Below are 18079 nucleotides of genomic sequence, written 5' to 3' on the forward strand. Positions count from 1 at the left end.
GCGCGCAGCGGGAGGGGCGGGGCCTCGCCCGTGGGCGGTTGCGGGCGGGCGCTCGGCCCGTGGCCGGGCGCCTGGTGCGGAACGCCCGCGGCCCCCTGGGGCGCGGATGCCCGGGCCGTCGGCGTCCGGGGCTCGGCTGCCTGGGCCCCGGGCATCGGGGCCGGGGACCTGGGCGTGCCGGTCTGGGGCGGGGCGCCGGTGGCCGCGGCCTCGACGGGCGGCCGGTGCACGGCGCCGGGAGGCGGTACGGGCACGGCGTCGGGCGACGGCGGGGCGTCGGGATCGGCCCCGAGCAGCGCCTGCGGAAGGACCAGCACCGCCTGCGTACCGCCGTAGATGTTGCTCTGGAGACGGACGGCGATGCCGTGGCGGCGGGCCAGGGCCGAGACGACGAACAGGCCGATCCGGCCGTCCTGGAGGAGATGGGCGACGTTGACCTGGTCGGGGTCGGAGAGCAGGGCGTTCATCCGCTTCTGCTCGTGGTCCGGCATCCCCAGACCGCGGTCCTCCACCTCCAGGGCGAGCCCGGCGGTGACGTGCTGGACGCGCAGCAGCACCTGGGTGTGCGGGGCGGAGAACACCGTGGCGTTCTCGACCAGCTCGGCCAGCAGGTGGATCACGTCGGCGACGGCGTGGCCGCGCAGGGTGCCGTCCATCGGCGGGACGAGCTTGACCCGGGGGTACTGCTCGACCTCGGCGATGGCCGAGCGGAGCACCTCGGTCATGGTGACCGGGTTGCTCCACTGCCGCCGGGAGACGGCCCCGCCGAGAACGGCGAGGTTCTCCGCGTGGCGGCGGATCCGGGTGGCGAGGTGGTCGACGTGGAAGAGGCCCTTGAGGAGGTCGGGGTCCTCGACCTCGTGCTCCAGCTCGTCGAGGATCTGGATCTCGCGGTGGACGAGGGACTGCAGCCGTCGCGCGAGGTTGACGAAGACCTCGACCTTCTGTTCGTTGCCGGCGCTGCTGAAGAGCTGGGAGGCCTGGACGACGGCGGCGACGGAGGCTTCCTGGGCCCGGGCCATCTCCTGTCCGAGCAGGTCGAAGGCGTCGGCCCCGGGGGCCGGGGGTTGTGCCGGCCGCCGGGCGGCGACGGCCTCGCCGTTGCGGAGCTGTTCCATCACCCGTTGCAGCTCGGCCTGGCCCTGGGCGCTGGCGCGCCGGAGCGCGAGGGCCCGGTCGAGCACCTGGCCCGCCACCCGGTTGGCGCCGAGGTAGGCGGCCGCGACGGCGGCGACGGCCAGGGCGCCCGATCCGCCGAGCGCCGCCCAGAGGCTGGGCGAGGAGCCGACGCCTCCGGCGCGGACGGTGAAGATGACCGCTGCGGCTCCGCTGAGCACCGCGGCGACGGCCGGGAGCAGCGCGGTCCGCAGCAGCTGGGGCCGGATGCGGGCGTCGGGGGAAGGCCCTGCGGCGCGCGGCCTGCTCGGGGCCGAGTGGCCGCGCGTGCCGGGGCGGCCGTGCCGCCCGCCTTCACGGCGGTCCGGTCGCGCGTCGGGTGCGCGAAGTTGAGACATCAGCGTCCTCGATACAGGGGGCACCGGGGATCGGCGGTCGTGCCGGCGTCCATGCGGTGGCCCCTACGGTGGTCGGTCAGGCGCGGGTCATCGGTCGGGCAGGCCCGAACGTCATGAGCCCACCGTTGATCACCGGGCACACACGGTAGTCGTCAATGACGTATGCGCGACGGCCAGTTGTCGAACTTGCCCGCCATCCGTCCCACTCTGGTATGAGCCATCGCACGCGCGCCCGATTGCGCAGCCCAGGCCCGAGGTTTACCCGCAGGTAGGACACCGCCCGAAGGAGCGCCGATGCGGCCGGTTACCATATGAGCGCCGCCTAGCTCGAAAGATAAACTTGTGACTGTCAATGACGACTCGTTCACCAACTGGATGCACCGCGAGGAGATCGCGGAGTCGATGATCCCGATCATCGGGAAGCTGCACCGCGAGCAGGACGTGAACGTCCTGCTGCACAGCCGCTCCCTGGTGAACAAGTCGGTGGTCAGCATCCTCAAGACCCACCGCTTCGCCCGGCAGATCGCGGGCGAGGAGCTCTCGGTCACCGACACGATGCCCTTCCTGAAGGCTCTGACGACACTCGATCTCGGCCCCTCCCAGATCGACATGGGCATGCTGGCCGCGACGTACCGGGCCGACGGCCACGGGCTCTCCATCGAGGAGTTCACCGCGGAGGCCGTCGCCGGGGCGACCGGCGACAACAAGATCGAGCGGCGCGAGTCGCGCGATGTCGTGCTCTACGGCTTCGGCCGCATCGGACGGCTCATCGCCCGCCTGCTCATCGAGAAGGCCGGTTCGGGCAACGGCCTGCGCCTGCGCGCCATCGTCGTCCGCAAGGGCTCCGGCCAGGACATCGTCAAGCGCGCCTCGCTGCTGCGGCGCGACTCGATCCACGGCCAGTTCCAGGGCACGATCACCGTCGACGAGGCCAACAGCAAGATCATCGCCAACGGCAACGAGATCCGGATGATCTACTCGGACGACCCGACGACGGTCGACTACACGGCGTACGGCATCAAGGACGCCATCCTGATCGACAACACCGGCCGGTGGCGCGACCGCGAGGGCCTCTCCAAGCACCTCCAGCCGGGCATCGCCAAGGTCGTGCTCACCGCGCCGGGCAAGGGCGACGTCCCCAACATCGTGCACGGCGTCAACCACGACACGGTCAAGCCGGACGAGCGGATCCTGTCCTGCGCGTCCTGCACGACCAACGCGATCGTCCCGCCGCTGAAGGCGATGGCGGACGAGTACGGCGTGCTGCGCGGCCACGTGGAGACCGTCCACTCGTACACCAACGACCAGAACCTGCTGGACAATTACCACGGCTCCGACCGCCGTGGCCGGTCGGCGGCGCTCAACATGGTCATCACCGAGACCGGGGCCGCCTCGGCCGTGGCCAAGGCGCTCCCCGAGCTGAAGGCGCCGATCACCGGCAGCTCGATCCGCGTCCCGGTGCCGGACGTCTCGATCGCCATCCTCAGCCTGCGGCTGGAGCGCGAGACCACCCGCGAGGAGGTCCTCGACTACCTCCGCAACGTGTCGCTGGCCTCGCCGCTCAAGCGCCAGATCGACTTCATCAGCGCGCCCGACGCGGTCTCCAGCGACTTCATCGGCTCGCGCCACGCCTCGATCGTCGACGCGGGCGCGACCAAGGTCGACGGCGACAACGCGATCCTCTACCTCTGGTACGACAACGAGTTCGGCTACTCGTGCCAGGTCATCCGGGTCGTCCAGCACGTCTCCGGGGTGGAGTACCCGACCTACCCGGCCCCGGCGGTCTGACCCCGGCGCGCTCGTACGGTACGAAGCCCGGTGCCCGGCAGGTACGTACGCCTGCCGGGCACCGGGCTTTTCGCCTCCTGCCCCTTCCGGACAACGCGCCCCGGGGCCGCACGACGTGTTCTCGCGCGGCCCCGGGGGCCCGTCATACGGCGTCGGCGTCCAGCCCGGTCAGCCGGGCCGACTCGTCCCACAACGCCCTTGCCATGGCGGTGTCCTGGGCGCGGTGCGACTTCCGGGCGGGGGCGGGTGCTCCCCGGGTCTCGCCGAGGCGGGAGGGGCCGTAGTAGGAGCCGCCCGGGGCGTCGGGCAGCGTCGCCGCGTACAGGACGGGCAGGGCGCCCGCCGAGGCCGGCTGGGTGTACAGCCGCGAGGTCCGCTCCAGCTTCGCGGCCCAGTTCCGCCCGGCGAGACGCGGCCCGGCCTGCCCCAACTCCGTCGCGGAGAGTCCGGGATGGGCCGCCAGGGCGAGCAGGTCCCGGCCGGCGGCGCGGGCCCGCCGGTCCAGCTCGTTGGTGAACAGGAGATTGGCGAGCTTGGACTGGCCGTAGGCCCCCCATTTGCTGTACGAGCGCTCGGCGTTGAGGTCGTCGAGATCGATGCGGCCGATGCGGTGGCCGAGCGAGGAGAGGGTCACCACGCGCGCCGGGCCCTGGACCCCGAGGACCGGGAGCAGCCGGAGCGTCAGGGCGTAGTGGCCCAGGTGGTTGGTGCCGAACTGCATCTCGAAACCGTCCGCGGTACGCAGGGGCGGCAGGGCCATCACCCCGGCGTTGTTCACCAGCAGGTCGAGCCGCTCGTCGGCCTCCTTCGCGATGACCTCGGCGGCCTCGGCCACGCTGCTCAGATCGGCCAGGTCGAGGCGGACGAGCCGTACGTCCGAGCCGGGGGCGGCCCGGCGCACTGCGTCCACGGCACGCCGGCCGCGCTCCGGGTCGCGGCACGCGAGAAGGGTACGGGCGCCGGAGCGGGCCAGCACGAGGGCGGTCACCGCGCCGATGCCGCTGTTGGCGCCGGTGACCACGGCGGTGGTGCCGCCGAGGTCGGGCATGTCGTCAAAGGTCCAGGAGCGCATGGGGCACGCCTCCCCCGTGTCGGCGTCGCCACACGTGGAAGGCCCCGGCCGGGCCAGGGCCTCACCCGTGTGTGGGCGCACGGCGGGGGCTTTCCGGGTGGCGGTCGCACGGCCGGGCCTGAGGCGGCCCCGCCGCGTGGCCGGGGCTCAGACCTGGCCGAGGTCCGAGCTGACCCAGCGCTCGGGGCGCAGGGTGATCACCACCTGCTCGCCGTGGTTCTCCCAGGCGAACTCCACGTAACCGGCGACCTTCTCGGCCGGGAGGTAGCGCGCCGACACGTGCTCCAGGTCGGCGCGCGTGGCGGGGCGGGTGTCGACGACGGGCCCCTCTACGGAGACGTAACGGATGGTCGGCTCCAGCCGGTCGACCAGCAGCGTGAACCGGCCCGCCGCGGCGATCAGTTCGGCCTTGCGCGAGGTGCGGCCGGTGAGGATCCGAACATCGCCGCCCGCCTCGTACTCGTACCAGATGGGCACGCTGAGCGGAGCCCGGTCGCCCTCCCCCGACGCGACGGCGAGTGCGGCGACATGGGGTTCGGCGAGGAACTGTTCGCGCTCTTCACGGGTGAGGGCCACTGGACGCTCCTTCGTACGGGGATGCGGGGGCTGTCCCAGTGTGCCCGCGAGCCTGACGTATCCCCGGCCCCCCGGTCGGCGTGTCCCGGGGCCCGGCGAGCCGCCGCCGACTTGCCCTAGACCGGGCGGGAGGCCTCCTCGGACCGTCGCACGACGGCCGCCCCGCGCAGGGCGACGGCGCACCAGAGGACCACCAGCAGCAGCGCGGCCCCGGCCAGACCGGCGACTTCCAGGGGCTCCGGCCGCCAGCCGAGCGTGAGACGCGTACCGATCAGGACGGCCCCGATGAGGGCCGTCTCCGGTTCGTATACCGGAACCCTGGCCGCCACGAACCGCAGCACGGCGGCGAGGGCCAGGCCGATCGCGGTCCAGGCGAGCAAGTAGGGCCAGAGGTCTCCCGGAGCAGCGGGCGGCAGGCCGAACTCCTCCGGTCCGATCCGGAACAGGGCGCCCACCCAGCCGAGCGCCACTCCGGCGGCGGTGACGGCCGCCACCCACAGCGCATGGCGCCACCACGGGCCGGGGCGGACGCTCGCGTCATCGTCGTCGTGGCTGTCATCGGAGTCCGGGGACTCAGGAAAATCCATCACGCTTGATCAGACGCGCACCGGGCGGTGATCGTTGCCCTACTTGCGGCGAAGAGATCGCGCAGGGGCGTCGCACACCGCCCCGAAGGCCGGGAACGACCGACAACTAGGCTCCCGGGCATGGGCAAGGACCAGAACGACGAGCCGATGGACGAGCCGATACTCGTCCGCTCGAACTGGGGAACAAGTCGCTATGTCTACAACCCGAGAAATCCGGTCGGGGCGGGCCTCATCATCGGATCCCTGCTGTTCGCCGCCGGGGGCATGTACTACCTCCACGCGAGCTCATCGTGGAGCGCGGGCGAGCTGCGCGACGCCGTGAACGTGGCCGTCCGGAACCTGGAGGCGACGCCGCAGACCGTGGGTTCGTGGGCCGGCGGTTACGAGAGCATGATCCGCGACGCGCTGGAGGAGAGCGGCGAAGGCCCCTCGATCGGCGGCGTGGTGTCCGTCGAGGAAGCGAACGATCCCTACCACGAGGACGCGCCCGCCTCCGTCGACCGGTTCGAGGTGACGGCGACGGACGTCGACGCCACGTTCTGCCTGAGCGTGACGCCGCCGGAACCGGAATCGGCGCTGACGAGCGTCGAGGTCAGTCTCTCCATCGCCGTCGAGGAGGGCGACTGCTGAGCCCGACCGGCCTGGATCCGGCGCGGCTCCGGGCTTGAAGTTGCCGCTGCGGCAGCTTCTACGGTCCTGACCAGGGCCGGAGAAACCGGCCCCGGTGAGGCTCGTGAGGGCGTGCTCGTGAGGGCGTGCTCGTGAAGGGAGCGAGGGAGTGGCGATGGACTGGCCGATCTCCGAGGTCGCCCGTATGTCGGGGGTGACCGCCCGGACCCTGCGGCACTACGACGAGATCGGTCTGCTGCCGCCGGCCCGGATCGGCTCCAACGGCCACCGCTACTACGAGGAGCACCAGCTTCTGCTGCTGCAGCAGATCCTCGTCCTGCGGGAACTGGGCGTCGGGCTGCCGGAGATCGGCAGGGTCCTGGCCGCGCAGGTCGACACGGTGGAGGCCCTGCGGGGCCACCATCTGCGGCTGCTCTCGGAGCGGGACCGGCTGGACGCCCTGGCCGGGACCGTCTCCCGCACGATCGCCGAGCTGGAACAGTCCAGAAAGGACGGTAGGCCCATGACCGCGATCAACCGACCGGAGAACCTGTTCGAGGGCGTTCAGCCCGGTCAGTACGAGGGAAATCTGCGCGACTTCCCCGGACTCGCCGAGGAGGCCGACCGACGGGCGGCCGCCATGACCCCGGCCGAGGTCGAGGCGGGACAGCGCGAGCGCACGGCGCTGATGATCCGGCTGGCCGAGCACATGGCCGGCGGCGCCCCTGCGGACGCGCAGCCTGTGCAGGCCGAGATCGACGCGCAGTACCGGGCGCTCACGTCCCTGCACGCCGTGTCGGCCGACGAGTACCGGGCGATCGGGCGATCCTGCGTGGAGAACGAGGACTGGCGCTCGGCGTACGAGGCCATCGCCCCGGGGCTGGCGGAGTACCAGCGGGACGCGATCGAGGCCTACGCCGTGTCCCGGCTCGGCTGAGTCGCCGAGGGGGGGGGGGGGGGGGGCCCGCCCCGGGGGGGGGGGCCCCCCCCCCACGACCCGGCCGGCCTTCATCACGGTGATCCGGTCGCAGAACATCGCGGCGAGGTTGAGGTCGTGCAGCGCGACGACGCTGGTGACGGGCAGGTCCGCGACCAGGGCGAGCAGGTCCAGCTGGTGCTGGATGTCGAGGTGGTTCGTCGGTTCGTCCAGGAGGAGTTCGCGGGGCTGCTGGGCCAGGGCGCGGGCGATCTGGACGCGTTGGCGCTCGCCGCCGGACAGGGTGTGCCAGGACTGCCCGGCGTGGTCGGTGAGCCCGGTGCGGCGCAGCGCGTCGGCGACGGCGTCGTCGTCGGTGCGGTCCGGGGCCGACCAGGCCCGCCGGTGCGGGATGCGGCCGAGGCGTACGACGTCCAGGACGCTGAGGTCGACCTGGGTCACCGCGTGCTGGTCGACGACGGCGATCCGGCGGGCGACGGTACGGCGGCCGAGGTCCGCGAGCGGGTCGCCGTCGAGGGTGACGACGCCGGTGTCCGGGGCGAGGAGGCCCGCGAGGATCCGCAGCAGGGTGGACTTGCCGGAGCCGTTGGGGCCGAGCAGCCCGACGGTGGAGCCGGGCGGCGGGTCGATGGCCACGCCGTCGAGGATGAGCCGGCCGCCCGCCTCCCGGCCGACGCGGTCGGCGCGCAGGCCGGCGTTCTTGACGAGGCTCATGGTGTGCTCCGCGTGCGGTACAGGACGGCGACGAAGGCGGGGACGCCGATCAGTGCGGTGACGACGCCGACCGGCACCTCCTGCGGGTCGAGGACGGTCCGGGCGAGGGTGTCGACCCAGACCAGGAAGACGGCCCCGGCGAGCGCGGTGACCGGGAGGAGCCGCCGGTGTCCGGAGCCGGTGAGGGCGCGGGCGGCGTGCGGCAGGACCAGGCCGACGAAGCCGATCGCCCCGGCCGCGCTGACCAGGGCGGCGGTCAGCAGGGCGGTGGTGCACAGCAGGACGATCCGGGTGCGGGCGACGTGCACGCCGAGCGCGGCGGCGGCGTCCTGCCCGAAGGCGAAGGCGTCGAGCGTACGGGCGTGGGCCAGGCAGATGACCAGGCAGAGGGCGAGGACGGCGGAGCAGAGGACGACCTCGCTCCAGCCGACGCCGCTGAGCGAGCCGAGAAGCCAGAAGAGCACGCCCCGGGTCTGCTCGGCGTCGGCGGAGGTCATCACGACGAAGGAGGTGAGGGCGGAGAAGAGCTGCATGGCGGCGACGCCGGAGAGGACGACCCGGTCGGTGGAGCCGCCCAGGGTGTGGCTGAGCAGCAGCACCAGGGCGAAGGAGGCGAGCGCCCCGACGAACGCCCCGGCCGACAGCGACACCGCTCCCCCGCCGACCCCGAGGACGACCACCACGACCGCGCCGGTGGAGGCCCCGGAGGAGACGCCGAGGAGGAACGGGTCGGCGAGCGGGTTGCGCAGCAGGGACTGCATCACCGTGCCGCACACCGCGAGCCCCGCGCCGCACACCGCGGCCAGGAGGGTCCGGGGCATGCGGAGGTTCCAGATGATGCCGTCCCGGATCGGGCTGAGGTCCGAGTCGCCGAGCCCGAGGTGGGCGGCGACGGCGGACCAGACGTCGGGCACGGAGATCCGGGCGGGCCCGATCGTCACCGCGAGGGCGACGGAGAGCAGCAGCAGGAGGGCCCCTCCGGCCCACAGCAGCGCGACGAGCGGGCGGCCGAACCGGGCGGGGGCGTCGAGGCGGGCGGCGGCGGGCGACGCTTCGGCCTGCTTGCCGACCGTACGGCTGTCCGTGCTCACCCCGCGAGCCCGAAGTCGCGCAGCCCGGCCGCGACGCGCTCCAGGCCCTCGACGGTCCGGATGGTGGGGTTCATCGCCTGGCCGCTGAGCAGCACGTACCGGCGGTTCTTGACGGCGTCCATCGTCTTCGTGACCGGGTTGGACTCCAGGAACTCGATCTTCTTCCCGGCGCTCTCGGCAGTCTGCGTCGTACGGGTCAGGTCGCCGATGACCAGGACGTCGGGGTTGCGGTCGGCGACGGTCTCCCAGCCGATCTGGGGCCATTCGTCGTGGGTGTCGTCGAAGACGTTCTTCGCGCCGAGTTCCCCGGTGATGACGCCGGGGGCGCCGCAACAGCCCGCGAGGTAGGGGGCCTTGGAGTCGGAGAACCAGTAGAGGAGCGACGCGTCGGAGGCGTCGACGCCGGCGGTGGCCTTGTCCACCCGCGCCCGGAGCTTGTCGACCAGCTTTTCGCCGCGCTCGGGGACGCCGAACACCTGGGCCAGTTCGCGTACTTCGGTGTAGACGCTGTCCATGGTCAGCGGCGCGGTACGGGCTCCGTCGCCGCCGCCGCTGTTGTCCTTGCCGGTGCAGTCGGCGGGCGAGATGTAGGTGGGGACGCCGAGCTTCTCGAACTGTTCGCGGGGCGCGACGCCGCCCTTGGCGAGGGTGGAGGCGAAGGAGGCGCTGAGGAAGTCGGGCTCCTTGTCGAGGACCTTCTCCGATGAGGGCCGGTTCTCCGATATCCGCTCGACGCCGGCGTTGGCCTTCTCCAGCCCCTTCATGACCGGGTCGGTCCAGGTGGCGGTGGCGGCCAGCCGGTCGGCGAGGCCGAGCGAGAGCAGGATCTCGGTCGAGCCCTGGTCGACGGAGACGGCCTGCTGGGGCGGGGCCTTCACCGTGACGGTGCGCCCGCAGTTCTTCAGGGTGAGCGGGAAGCCTTCGGTCTTCTTCCCGTCGGCGGCCCCGGTGCTCCCGCCCGTGCCGCAGGCGGTCAGCAGGAGGAGTCCCGCCGCGAGCAGGGCGGCGGTACGTATCGGAGCGGGCGTGGCCATGGGCAGCACGGAGGACCTCTGCGTCTCTGGGCCCTGTCGCGGAGCCCGTCGTACGGTTCCCGTGCCCCGGTGGGGGCGCGGGCGCCAGCAGGTCTTCGGACTCGGGTTCGTCCGGGCGGGACGCCTTCCCGGAGCATGCGTGCGCTCCAGTGGCCGTGGCCCCGCCCGTCCCCCTCACCGCTGCGCGTCAGTTCCGGATTCGCACCGGATTCCCTGACCCCGTCGCTGGGGTTCGACTGGCCCCGGCAAGTTATCACGCGTGTTCGCGCAGATCAGACGCGGTGCGGTGGGTCACAGTCCGCGGGGCCGGTACGGCACGGGATCGGCCCCGCCGCACCGGCCAAGCGGATGCCGTACGGATTACGGAGCCCGGAGGGCGATCACCGCGTTCTGGCCGCCGAAGCCGAAGGAGTGGCTGACGGCCCGTCGTACGGGCACCTCGCGCGGGACCTTGGTGACGCAGTCGATGGCGAACCCGGGCTCGGGGGCGTCCAGGTTCGCGATCGGCGGGATCACCCCGTGCTGGAGCGTGAGGATCGTCAGGCCCGCCTCGATGGCGCCGGCCGCTCCCATGCAGTGGCCCAGTACGCCCTTGGGGGCGGTGACGGGCGGCCGGTGCGGATAGGCCCGGCTGATCAACGCGGCCTCGGTGGCGTCGCCCCGGGGGGTCGACGTCCCGTGCGCGTTGACGTGGTCGACGTCCTCGGGCTGCCAGCCCGCGTCGCGCAGCGCGGCGTCGACGGCTGCCCGCGCGACCTCTCCGGAGGGGTGCGGGCTGGTGGGGTGGTGGGCGTCGGTGGTGGCCCCGGTCCCCGCGATCAGCGCTCGCGGGGAGGCTCCTCGGGCGCGGGCCTCCTCGGCCCGCTCCAGGACCATGATCGCCGCGCCCTCGCCCATGACGAGTCCGGCCCGGTCGGCGGCGAAGGGGCGGCAGAGGCGGGCGGGGTCGCCGTCCCGCGGTGCCGCCGCGCCGGAGCGGGCGAAGCCGGTCATGGCGACCGGGAACACGATCGACTCGGTGGCCCCGGCGACGGCGATGTCGCACTGGCCCAGCGTCAGCATGTCCCGGGCCACCGACAGGGCGGTCACCCCGGACGAACAGGCCGTGCACGGGGCGAGGCTGGGGCCGGTGGCCTTCATCGCGATGGCGATCTCGGCCGCGGGCATGTTCGGGATGGTCAGCAGGATGCCCGAGGGCGAGGTGGCCTCGGGGCCGCGGCGCTCCAGGGCGACGGCCTGTTCGGTGAGGCCGGCGGATCCTCCGCTGCTGGTGCCGACCACGACGGCGACCCGGGCGCCGTCCCAGCGCTCCGGGTCGAGCCCGGCGTCGGCGACCGCCTCCCGGGCGGCCAGGAGGGCGAACTTGACGTACCGGCCCATCCGGAACGCGGTCCGGCCGCCGACGGCGTCGTCGAGGTCGATGCCGGAGACCGTACAGGCGAAGTCGACGGCGCAGCCCTGCAGTTCGGGTACGGTGCGGGCGGGCGAGACCCCGGCGCGGACTCCGTCCCAGGTGGTGTCGGTGGTGTGGCCGACCGGGGTGATCATCCCCAGTCCCGTCACGGCGATGGCGGGTCGCTTCATCGGGTGTTGCTCACCGGCACCGTCGCCTCGGCCGCCGCGCTGCCGACGGCCGCGTCGATGTACGCGGAGATGTCGGCCAGCGTGGCGTCCTTGTAGAGCTTCTCGGAGTCGGCGTCGACGCCCAGGGTCTCCTTGATGATGACGGCGAACTCGGCGACCGCGAGGGAGTCCATCTCCAGGCTGTCCATGGTGGACTCCGGCAGGATCTCGGCGGCGGGCACCTTGAACGTCCCGGTCAGCACCTCGGTGATCTTGGGGTGAATGGTCTTCATGGTGGTTCCTCTCTTCGGCGTCCGGTCGGCTTCCTGCTGAGTGGCGGGTCAGTTGAACGCGGTGACCCACCGCTCGAAGTAACTGGATGACGATCTTCCGGTTACGCCTTCCGGCGAACCGATTCGTCTACGCTCACCTGCGGCTTCTCGAACCACCGGGAGAGCATCGAGGTGGTTCCCCAGTACGCCAGGAGGACCCCGCGGGTGCCGAGCGCGGCCACCTTCTCGCGCAGCGGCCGCCTCCGGCTGCCGCAGACGGGTCGCCGGAACTCCGCCGCGCGGCCCCGGATCCCCGCGCGGCGGCCCCGGTGCCAGGGCCCCTCGGGGTCGTCGTAGACCTCCGCGTAACGGGGTCCGGCGATCGGCCAGTCCGACATCAGGCGCTCGGGGAGCGCGAAGGACGCCACCAGGGCGGGGGTGTGCCCGGCCACGACGGCGATCGCCTCCTCCACCGCGTCGGGCAGAAAGGTGACCTGATCGGCGGTCAGCCGTCCGGTGGCGAGCAGGTCGCCGCTGTTGCGGGCGATCCACTGGAGCGCGAAGAGCCTGCGCAGTTCGGTCAGCCGTTCGCGCGCCTCGCCTCCGGGAGTGGCGGCGACGGCCTCGGCGTACGCCTCGTCCGCCTGCCGGCAGGCGTACGCCTCGACTCCGCGCAGCGCGGCCGAGGACGCGGCGTTCCAGCGGCCGAGCGGGTCGCCTGGCGGGGCGGCGCTCATCCGCGTCCGGGCACGGGCGAACCAGTGGTCCTCGACGGCCGTGAACAGACGGCCGAGGAAGGCGGGGTCGTCCAGGTCACCGGGGCCCTCGTCCTCGGCCCCGTCCCGGCCGGTGGCGCTGAAGAGCATCTCGGCGGCGGCCTTGGCGTGTACGGCGAGGTTGTCGCCCTCGGCGGTGATCGCGCCCTCGATGCCGGTGAACAGCTCGGTCATCCCGTTGTTCTCCAACAGCCCCTGGGCTCCGCACCGTTCGCGGCACTCGACGATGACGGCGCGGGCCTGCCAGGTGATCCACCCCTTGGCGACGGCCACCAGGCGTTCCGCCTCGTCCCGGTCGGCCCCGGTGGCCGACTCCCAGCGGTCCAGGGCCCTGCGGTGCAGCAGGCTCATCGCGTAGACGGTCGCCATCGCCCCGGCCAGCGGCCCGTGGTGGGTGCGGTGCGCGTACACCGGGATCCGGCGGGCGGCGCGCGATCCGGAGATCATCCGGTGGCCGGCGTACCGGACGGCGATGGCCAGGGTGACCCGGGCGGAGCCGACCGCCGAGGCGCTCATGGAGAGCTTCCCGGGGGTGACCCGGCCGATGGAGGTGAGGAACCGCCTTCTGCGGTTGGGGACTTCGCTGCGGAAGCGTCCGTCGTCGCCGATCCGCCCCTGCTGTCCGGCGAGGAGCGCGTCACGCGGGACGAAGCAGCGGTCGAAGGAGGTCAGGCAGTGGTCGACCGGAGAGCCCATCCGGGCGGGCAGCCGCCGCACCCGGACGCCGGGCAGGGCGCGGTGGGCGTCGGTGAGCGGGGCGAGGAAGAGGAAGACCCCGTGGTCGGCGCCGTCGGCGAGCAACCGGGCCGCCACCACACCGGACTTGGGGCCACCGGCGGGGCTGGTGTTGGGCATGAACTTCTGCGCCCCGGCGTGCGGGGTGTGCAGGACGAAGCCGTCGCGTTCGCGGTCGTACGCCGCGGTGGTCTCGACGGCCGCCGCGTCGTTGCCGTGCGCCACCTCCGTACAGAGGAAGGTGCCCACGCGGCGCATGGCGAGGAAGTCCGACAAGTCGCGCCCGGTGTCCGCGTCGTGGTCGAGGAGGCTGCCGAGGAAGAGGTTGTAGTGGATGCCCGCCACGGTGGTCAGCGCCGGGTCGACGGGGCCGAGCCACTCGTGCAGCGCGGCGAGCGCCCGGGGGTCGGCGGCCAGTCTCGCGCCGCTGTCGAGCGCGTTGTTGAGGATGCGCAGCCGGTGGTAGGAGAGGGCGAGCCGTTCGTCGGCGGTGCCGCCACCGGGACGGCGAAACGGTTCTGTTGTCAGCAGCCGACGCCAGAATCCGTGTTCCTGGCGGAAGTTCGGCCCGAAGAGAGCAGCGGTCAGCAAATCGTTCGTGGACGGCGGAGCCGCGTCGTTCGTGGGTACGGTCACAACACAGTAACGATCAAGGAACGGCGAGGACACCCCTCGCCGTCCCGAAATGCCCCCGTATATCAGGCGCGTTGGAAGGCGAGGGCGACGTTGTGGCCGCCGAAGCCGAAGGAGTGGCTCAGGGCCGTCCCGACCCACCGGTGGCGGGGCTCCTTGGTCACGCAGTCGAGCGGGAAGGCGTCGGGGAGCGCGTCCAGGTTGGCGATCGGCGGGATGACGGAACGTTCCAGCGTCAGGACGGTCGCCACCGCCTCGATCGCGCCCGCCGCCGCCAGGGTGTGCCCGACGACGCCCTTGGGCGCGGTCACCGGCGGCCGGTGCGGGAAGAGCCGGGAGATGAGGGTGGTCTCCATGGCGTCGTTGAGGGGGGTGGAGGTGCCGTGGGCGTTGATGTGGTCGACGTCGCCCGGCGTCCAGCCCGCCTGGTCGAGCGCCGCTTCCACCGCCCGCTGGGCGCCGAGTCCGTCGGTGGCCGTGGCGGTGGGGTGGTAGGCGTCCGTGCTGGAGCCGGCCCCGGTGAGCAGGGCTCGTGTGCGGCCGCCCCGGGCACGGACGGCCTCCTCGCGCTCCAGGACGAGCATGGCGGCGCCCTCGCCGATCACGAAGCCGTCCCGGTCGGCGGCGAACGGGCGGGAGGCGGCCGCCGGGTCGCCGGCGCGGGTGGACAGCGCGCCCATCCGGGCGAATGCGGTGACCACCAGCGGGGTCAGGACCGACTCCGCGCCGCCCGCCACCACCACGTCGCAGCTGCCGCCGAGCAGCAGGTCGCGGGCGACGGCGACGGCGGTGGCCCCGGAGGCGCAGGCGGTGGCGGGGGCGAGGCTGGGGCCGCCCGCCTTCAGCGCGATGGCGACCTCGCCCGCCGCCGCGTTGGGGATCATCATCGGGACGAGCAGCGGGGAGACCGCGTCGGGGCCCGAGGCCGCCAGCCTGGCCGCGTTGTCGACGAGCACGGAGACGCCGCCGACGCCCACGCCGAGCACCACGCCCACCCGGGCGCCGTCCCACCGGGCCGGGTCGAGGCCGGCGTCGGCGACGGCCTGCCGGGCGGCCACCAGGGCCAGTTTCACGAACCGGGCCATCCGCCACACCGACCGGCCGCCGACCGCCGCGTCCAGGTCGATGTCCTCGACCGGACAGGCGAAGTCGACCGGCAGACCGGCCAGTTCCTCGATCCGCCGGGCGGTGGACCGCCCGGAGCACAGCCCCTCCCAGAAGCTGTGCTCGTCCGCCCCTGCGGGTGTCACCAGGCCGACCCCCGTCACCGCGACGGCGGTGCCGGCTCGGGCCTCGGTGCCCTGATCAGCGGGGAGCGACATGCTGTGTTCCTTCCGTAGAGTCCATACACATGGTCTGGGGGGGTCCCGGCCAGCGAAGTGCCGCCGAACCCCAGGTGAGTCCGCCCCCGAAGGCGGTGAGCAGCACCCGGTCGCCGGGGCGGAGACGGCCCCCGTCCGCCGCGTCGGCCAAGGCCAGCGGGATGGAGGCGGCGCCGGTGTTGCCGACCCGCTCCAGATGGGTGACGCAGCGCTGCGGTGCGATGCCGACCCGCTCGGCGACGGCGCGCAGGATCCGGGCGTTGGCCTGGTGCGGCACGAAGCGGTCGACCTCGGCCGGGTGCCAGCCGACCCGGTCCAGGAGGGTCCGGCAGGAGTCGGTCATCCGCTCGACGGCGTGCTGGTAGACGGTGCCGCCCCGCATCCGGAAGAACCCGTCGCCCGGGCCCGGCGGCTTCCCGCTCGCCCGTGCGCGGGCCCCGCCGCCGGGGACGGTGATCAGGTCGTAGCCCGTGCCGTCGCTGCCCAGGTCGAAGGCGAGCAGCTCCCCGGGGTCGCCGGAGCGCCCGGCGGCCACCAGGGCGGCGCCCGCACCGTCGCCGAAGACGACGCCCGCCGAGCGGTCGGCGGGGTCGAGCCAGGTCGAGTAGACGTCCGCGCCGACCAGCAGGACACGTTCGTAGAGCCCCGAGGTGACGAGGCCGTGGCAGACGGCGAGTCCGTAGACGAAGCCGCTGCACACGGCGGCGATGTCCAGCGCCGGTACGGTGCCGAGCCCGAGCCGGGCCGCGAGCGCCGGGGCGGTGCCGGGGCACAGGTGGTCGGGGGTGGCGGTGGCGAGGACCACCGCGTCCACCCCGCCCGCCGCCGGGGCGCGGGCCAGCAGCCGGGAGGCCGCCTCGAAGGCGAGGTCGCCGGTGGCGACGCCCTCTCCGGCGCGGTGCCGGCTGCCGATGCCGGTGCGCCGGCGCACCCAGGCGTCGTCCACGCCCCAGTCGGCGGGGAGCCGTTCGTTGCCGACCGGCTCCCCCGGCACCCAGCCCGCCACGCTCCGCAGCACCGCCGTGCGCGTCCCGGCCGCTAAGACGCCCGCCCGCGTCCCCGGCTCCGTACCGCCTTCGGCCGTCCGTCTCCTCGCCACCCGTTGCCCCGATCCCGTTGTCGTACTGCGTCGGGTTGACGAACGGCGGGACGTCTCACGAGGGTGCGTTCGACTGCGCCGAACGGGTCATGACGAGGCGTCAGTTGAGGGCGGGGCACCTCCGAGGGCCTCCCGGAGCTCGTTTGCGGTGGGCGGGTTGGCGCCGGACCTGGCGACGGTCACGGCGGCGGAGGCAACCGCGTGGCGCAGGACGTCGGCGACGGTGTCCCGGTCCACGGCGGGCAGCCGGTCCCGGGCTCCGGGGCCGAGGAGGCCGTGCGCGGCCAGCGCGTGGAGCGTCCCCGACATGAACGCGTCGCCCGCGCCCACGGTGTCGGCGACGGTGACGGGCGGGGCTTCGGTGTCGGCCCGGCCGCCGGGGAACAGGGCGAACGCTCCCGCCCCGCCCCGGGTGACAAGGACGAGTGCGGGTCCTGCGGCGAGCCACCGTGTCGCGACCTGCTCCGGCTCCTCGTCCGGGTACAGCCACCGCAGGTCCTCGTCGCTGGCCTTCACCACGTCGCTCAGCGCCACGCAGCACTCGACGCGGGCCACGGCCGGGGCGCGGTCGCCCATCAACTCGGGCCGCACGTTGGGGTCGTAGCTGACGGTGGCGGCGGCCCGCAGCGACTCCACGGCGGCCAGGACCGTCGCGGCCCCGGGCTCGACGACGGCCGCGATCGAGCCGGTGTGCACATGCCCCGGCGGCCGGTCGAGCGCCACCGGGCCGAGGGTCCAGCCGACCTCGAAGGCGTACGTGGCACGGCCCCGGTCGTCCAGGGTGACGGCGGCCGAGGGGGTGGGCCCGGTGGCGTCGTCGGTGCGGATCTCGACACCGGCGGCGGCCAGGTGGTCGCGGATGAGCCGCCCGTGGGCGTCCGCGCCCAACTGGGTGAGCAGGGTGGTGTCGTGGCCGAGCCGGGCCAGGCCGTACGCGACGTTGGCGGGGCTGCCGCCGGGGTGGACCCGGTCGGCCCGGTCCGGCTGCCGGACGATGTCGGCGACGCATTCGCCGATGACCAGCGGATCAAGTCGGTCGAGCATGGGGGTGGGTCTCCTCGGTACGCGTGTCGTGGAGTTGTCCGGCGGGTACGGCGGCGGGGCCGGGCTCCCGGCCGCCCCGGTGCGGCACGGGTGCGGGCGGGACCTTCGCCGGGGCGGCGCGGCGGACCCAGAGCAGCGCGCCGGCCAGGACGACCGAGGCGGCCAGCAGCCAGGGCAGCGGCCCCGCCGGCAGGGTTCCTGCGGCCAGTCCTGCGCCGGCGGCGACGAGTTGCAGCGAGAGCGACTGGACGGAGAGGGCGGTGGCGCGGCCGGAGGCGTCGACCCGGTGGTGCAGCAGGTCGTTCTCGTTGGGGCCCGCGGCCCCGAGGCCGAGGTACACCAGTGCGTAGCCGGTGACGGCGGCCGCTGTGGCGAGGGCGCTCATCGTGTGCGCGGTGAGGCCGAGCAGGGTCAGGCCCAGCGCCACCAGGGCGAGGCTCGCGAGCACCGCGCGCTCACTGCTGCCGGCGATCCGGGCGACGAGCGGCGCGAGCTGGCTGCCGAGAGCGGAGCACAGGAACCCGGCACAGGCGAGCCCGGCGAAGACCAGGGCTCCGGATTCGGCGGTCCCCATGAGGGCGGCGGCCCGGCCCGGGGTGAGCAGTTCGACGGCCCCGGCCGCCGCGCGCGCACCCCCCAGGCGCGGCGACCCCTCTCGCGCCCCCGCCGCCGCCGCCCCCCCCCCCCCCCCCCCGCCCCCGACCAGGGGCCCA

Annotated in this window: 15 protein-coding genes, 2 pseudogenes and 1 riboswitch; of the genes and pseudogenes, 3 read left to right on the top strand and 14 right to left on the bottom strand. The window is 73.7% G+C overall.

Annotation, left to right across the window (positions count from 1 at the left end):
* The coding region (locus JS521_RS23990; protein ID WP_205085019.1) for a sensor histidine kinase at positions 1 to 1514 on the bottom strand (1514 nt) is incomplete at its 3' end.
* Positions 1515 to 1856: 342 nt separating this feature from the next.
* Between JS521_RS23990 and JS521_RS23995 the strand changes: the two genes are divergently transcribed.
* Positions 1857 to 3302 carry a glyceraldehyde-3-phosphate dehydrogenase gene (locus JS521_RS23995; RefSeq protein ID WP_205085020.1) on the top strand — a complete coding sequence of 482 codons (1446 nt, stop codon included), beginning with the start codon at positions 1857 to 1859 and terminating at the stop codon, positions 3300 to 3302.
* A 142-nt stretch (positions 3303 to 3444) separates the two neighbouring features.
* Here JS521_RS23995 and JS521_RS24000 read toward each other — a convergent pair whose 3' ends face one another.
* From JS521_RS24000 to JS521_RS24010, 3 genes are all read right to left on the bottom strand, one after another.
* Positions 3445 to 4374 (bottom strand): oxidoreductase, encoded by a 930-nt coding sequence (locus JS521_RS24000; RefSeq protein ID WP_205085021.1) that lies wholly within the window; start codon positions 4372 to 4374, stop codon positions 3445 to 3447.
* A 147-nt stretch (positions 4375 to 4521) separates the two neighbouring features.
* Complete coding sequence (locus JS521_RS24005) at positions 4522 to 4950, bottom strand: pyridoxamine 5'-phosphate oxidase family protein (RefSeq protein WP_205085022.1); 429 nt, start codon at positions 4948 to 4950, stop codon at positions 4522 to 4524.
* A gap of 116 nt (positions 4951 to 5066) precedes the next feature.
* Positions 5067 to 5537: a hypothetical protein gene (locus JS521_RS24010; RefSeq protein ID WP_205085023.1), complete on the bottom strand. Its 471-nt coding sequence runs from the start codon at positions 5535 to 5537 to the stop codon at positions 5067 to 5069.
* 120 nt (positions 5538 to 5657) lie between these two features.
* Here JS521_RS24010 and JS521_RS24015 point away from each other — a divergent pair, with 120 nt between their 5' ends.
* A complete protein-coding gene (locus JS521_RS24015) occupies positions 5658 to 6167 on the top strand; it encodes a hypothetical protein (RefSeq protein ID WP_205085024.1) in 510 nt (169 codons plus the stop codon).
* Positions 6168 to 6321: 154 nt separating this feature from the next.
* Positions 6322 to 7083, top strand: coding sequence for a MerR family transcriptional regulator (locus tag JS521_RS24020; RefSeq protein WP_205085032.1), 762 nt, complete (start codon positions 6322 to 6324; stop codon positions 7081 to 7083).
* 39 nt (positions 7084 to 7122) lie between these two features.
* Here JS521_RS24020 and JS521_RS24025 read toward each other — a convergent pair.
* The 10 genes and pseudogenes from JS521_RS24025 to JS521_RS24070 form a co-directional block, all read right to left on the bottom strand.
* Positions 7123 to 7797 (bottom strand): annotated as a pseudogene (locus JS521_RS24025) (ABC transporter ATP-binding protein); the annotation flags it as partial.
* Positions 7794 to 8789, bottom strand: coding sequence for a FecCD family ABC transporter permease (locus JS521_RS24030; protein ID WP_239487751.1), 996 nt, complete (start codon positions 8787 to 8789; stop codon positions 7794 to 7796). The gene JS521_RS24030 and the pseudogene JS521_RS24025, both read right to left, overlap by 4 nt.
* 95 nt (positions 8790 to 8884) lie before the next feature.
* On the bottom strand, positions 8885 to 9931 hold the full coding sequence (locus tag JS521_RS24035) for an ABC transporter substrate-binding protein (RefSeq protein WP_205085026.1): 1047 nt from the start codon (positions 9929 to 9931) through the stop codon (positions 8885 to 8887).
* Positions 9932 to 9991: 60 nt separating this feature from the next.
* Positions 9992 to 10178: riboswitch (cobalamin riboswitch) on the bottom strand.
* 104 nt (positions 10179 to 10282) lie between these two features.
* Complete coding sequence (locus JS521_RS24040; RefSeq protein WP_205085027.1) at positions 10283 to 11506, bottom strand: beta-ketoacyl-[acyl-carrier-protein] synthase family protein; 1224 nt, start codon at positions 11504 to 11506, stop codon at positions 10283 to 10285.
* On the bottom strand, positions 11503 to 11778 hold the full coding sequence (locus JS521_RS24045) for an acyl carrier protein (protein ID WP_164619385.1): 276 nt from the start codon (positions 11776 to 11778) through the stop codon (positions 11503 to 11505). Before JS521_RS24045 ends, JS521_RS24040 begins: the two co-directional genes overlap by 4 nt.
* A 101-nt stretch (positions 11779 to 11879) precedes the next feature.
* Positions 11880 to 13904 carry an acyl-CoA dehydrogenase family protein gene (locus tag JS521_RS24050; protein ID WP_205085028.1) on the bottom strand — a complete coding sequence of 675 codons (2025 nt, stop codon included), beginning with the start codon at positions 13902 to 13904 and terminating at the stop codon, positions 11880 to 11882.
* Between the two features lie 62 nt (positions 13905 to 13966).
* Positions 13967 to 15223: a beta-ketoacyl-[acyl-carrier-protein] synthase family protein gene (locus tag JS521_RS24055; RefSeq protein WP_205085029.1), complete on the bottom strand. Its 1257-nt coding sequence runs from the start codon at positions 15221 to 15223 to the stop codon at positions 13967 to 13969.
* Positions 15207 to 16241, bottom strand: coding sequence for a beta-ketoacyl-ACP synthase 3 (locus JS521_RS24060; protein ID WP_205085030.1), 1035 nt, complete (start codon positions 16239 to 16241; stop codon positions 15207 to 15209). The genes JS521_RS24055 and JS521_RS24060 overlap by 17 nt, the downstream gene beginning before the upstream one ends.
* Positions 16242 to 16409: 168 nt before the next feature.
* Positions 16410 to 17366, bottom strand: coding sequence for a carbohydrate kinase family protein (locus JS521_RS24065; protein WP_205085031.1), 957 nt, complete (start codon positions 17364 to 17366; stop codon positions 16410 to 16412).
* Positions 17350 to 18079, bottom strand: a pseudogene (locus tag JS521_RS24070) (MFS transporter); the annotation flags it as partial. The gene JS521_RS24065 and the pseudogene JS521_RS24070, both read right to left, overlap by 17 nt.

Source organism: Streptomyces durocortorensis, from assembly GCF_016901035.1.
GTDB classification, from domain to species: Bacteria; Actinomycetota; Actinomycetes; order Streptomycetales; family Streptomycetaceae; genus Streptomyces; species Streptomyces durocortorensis.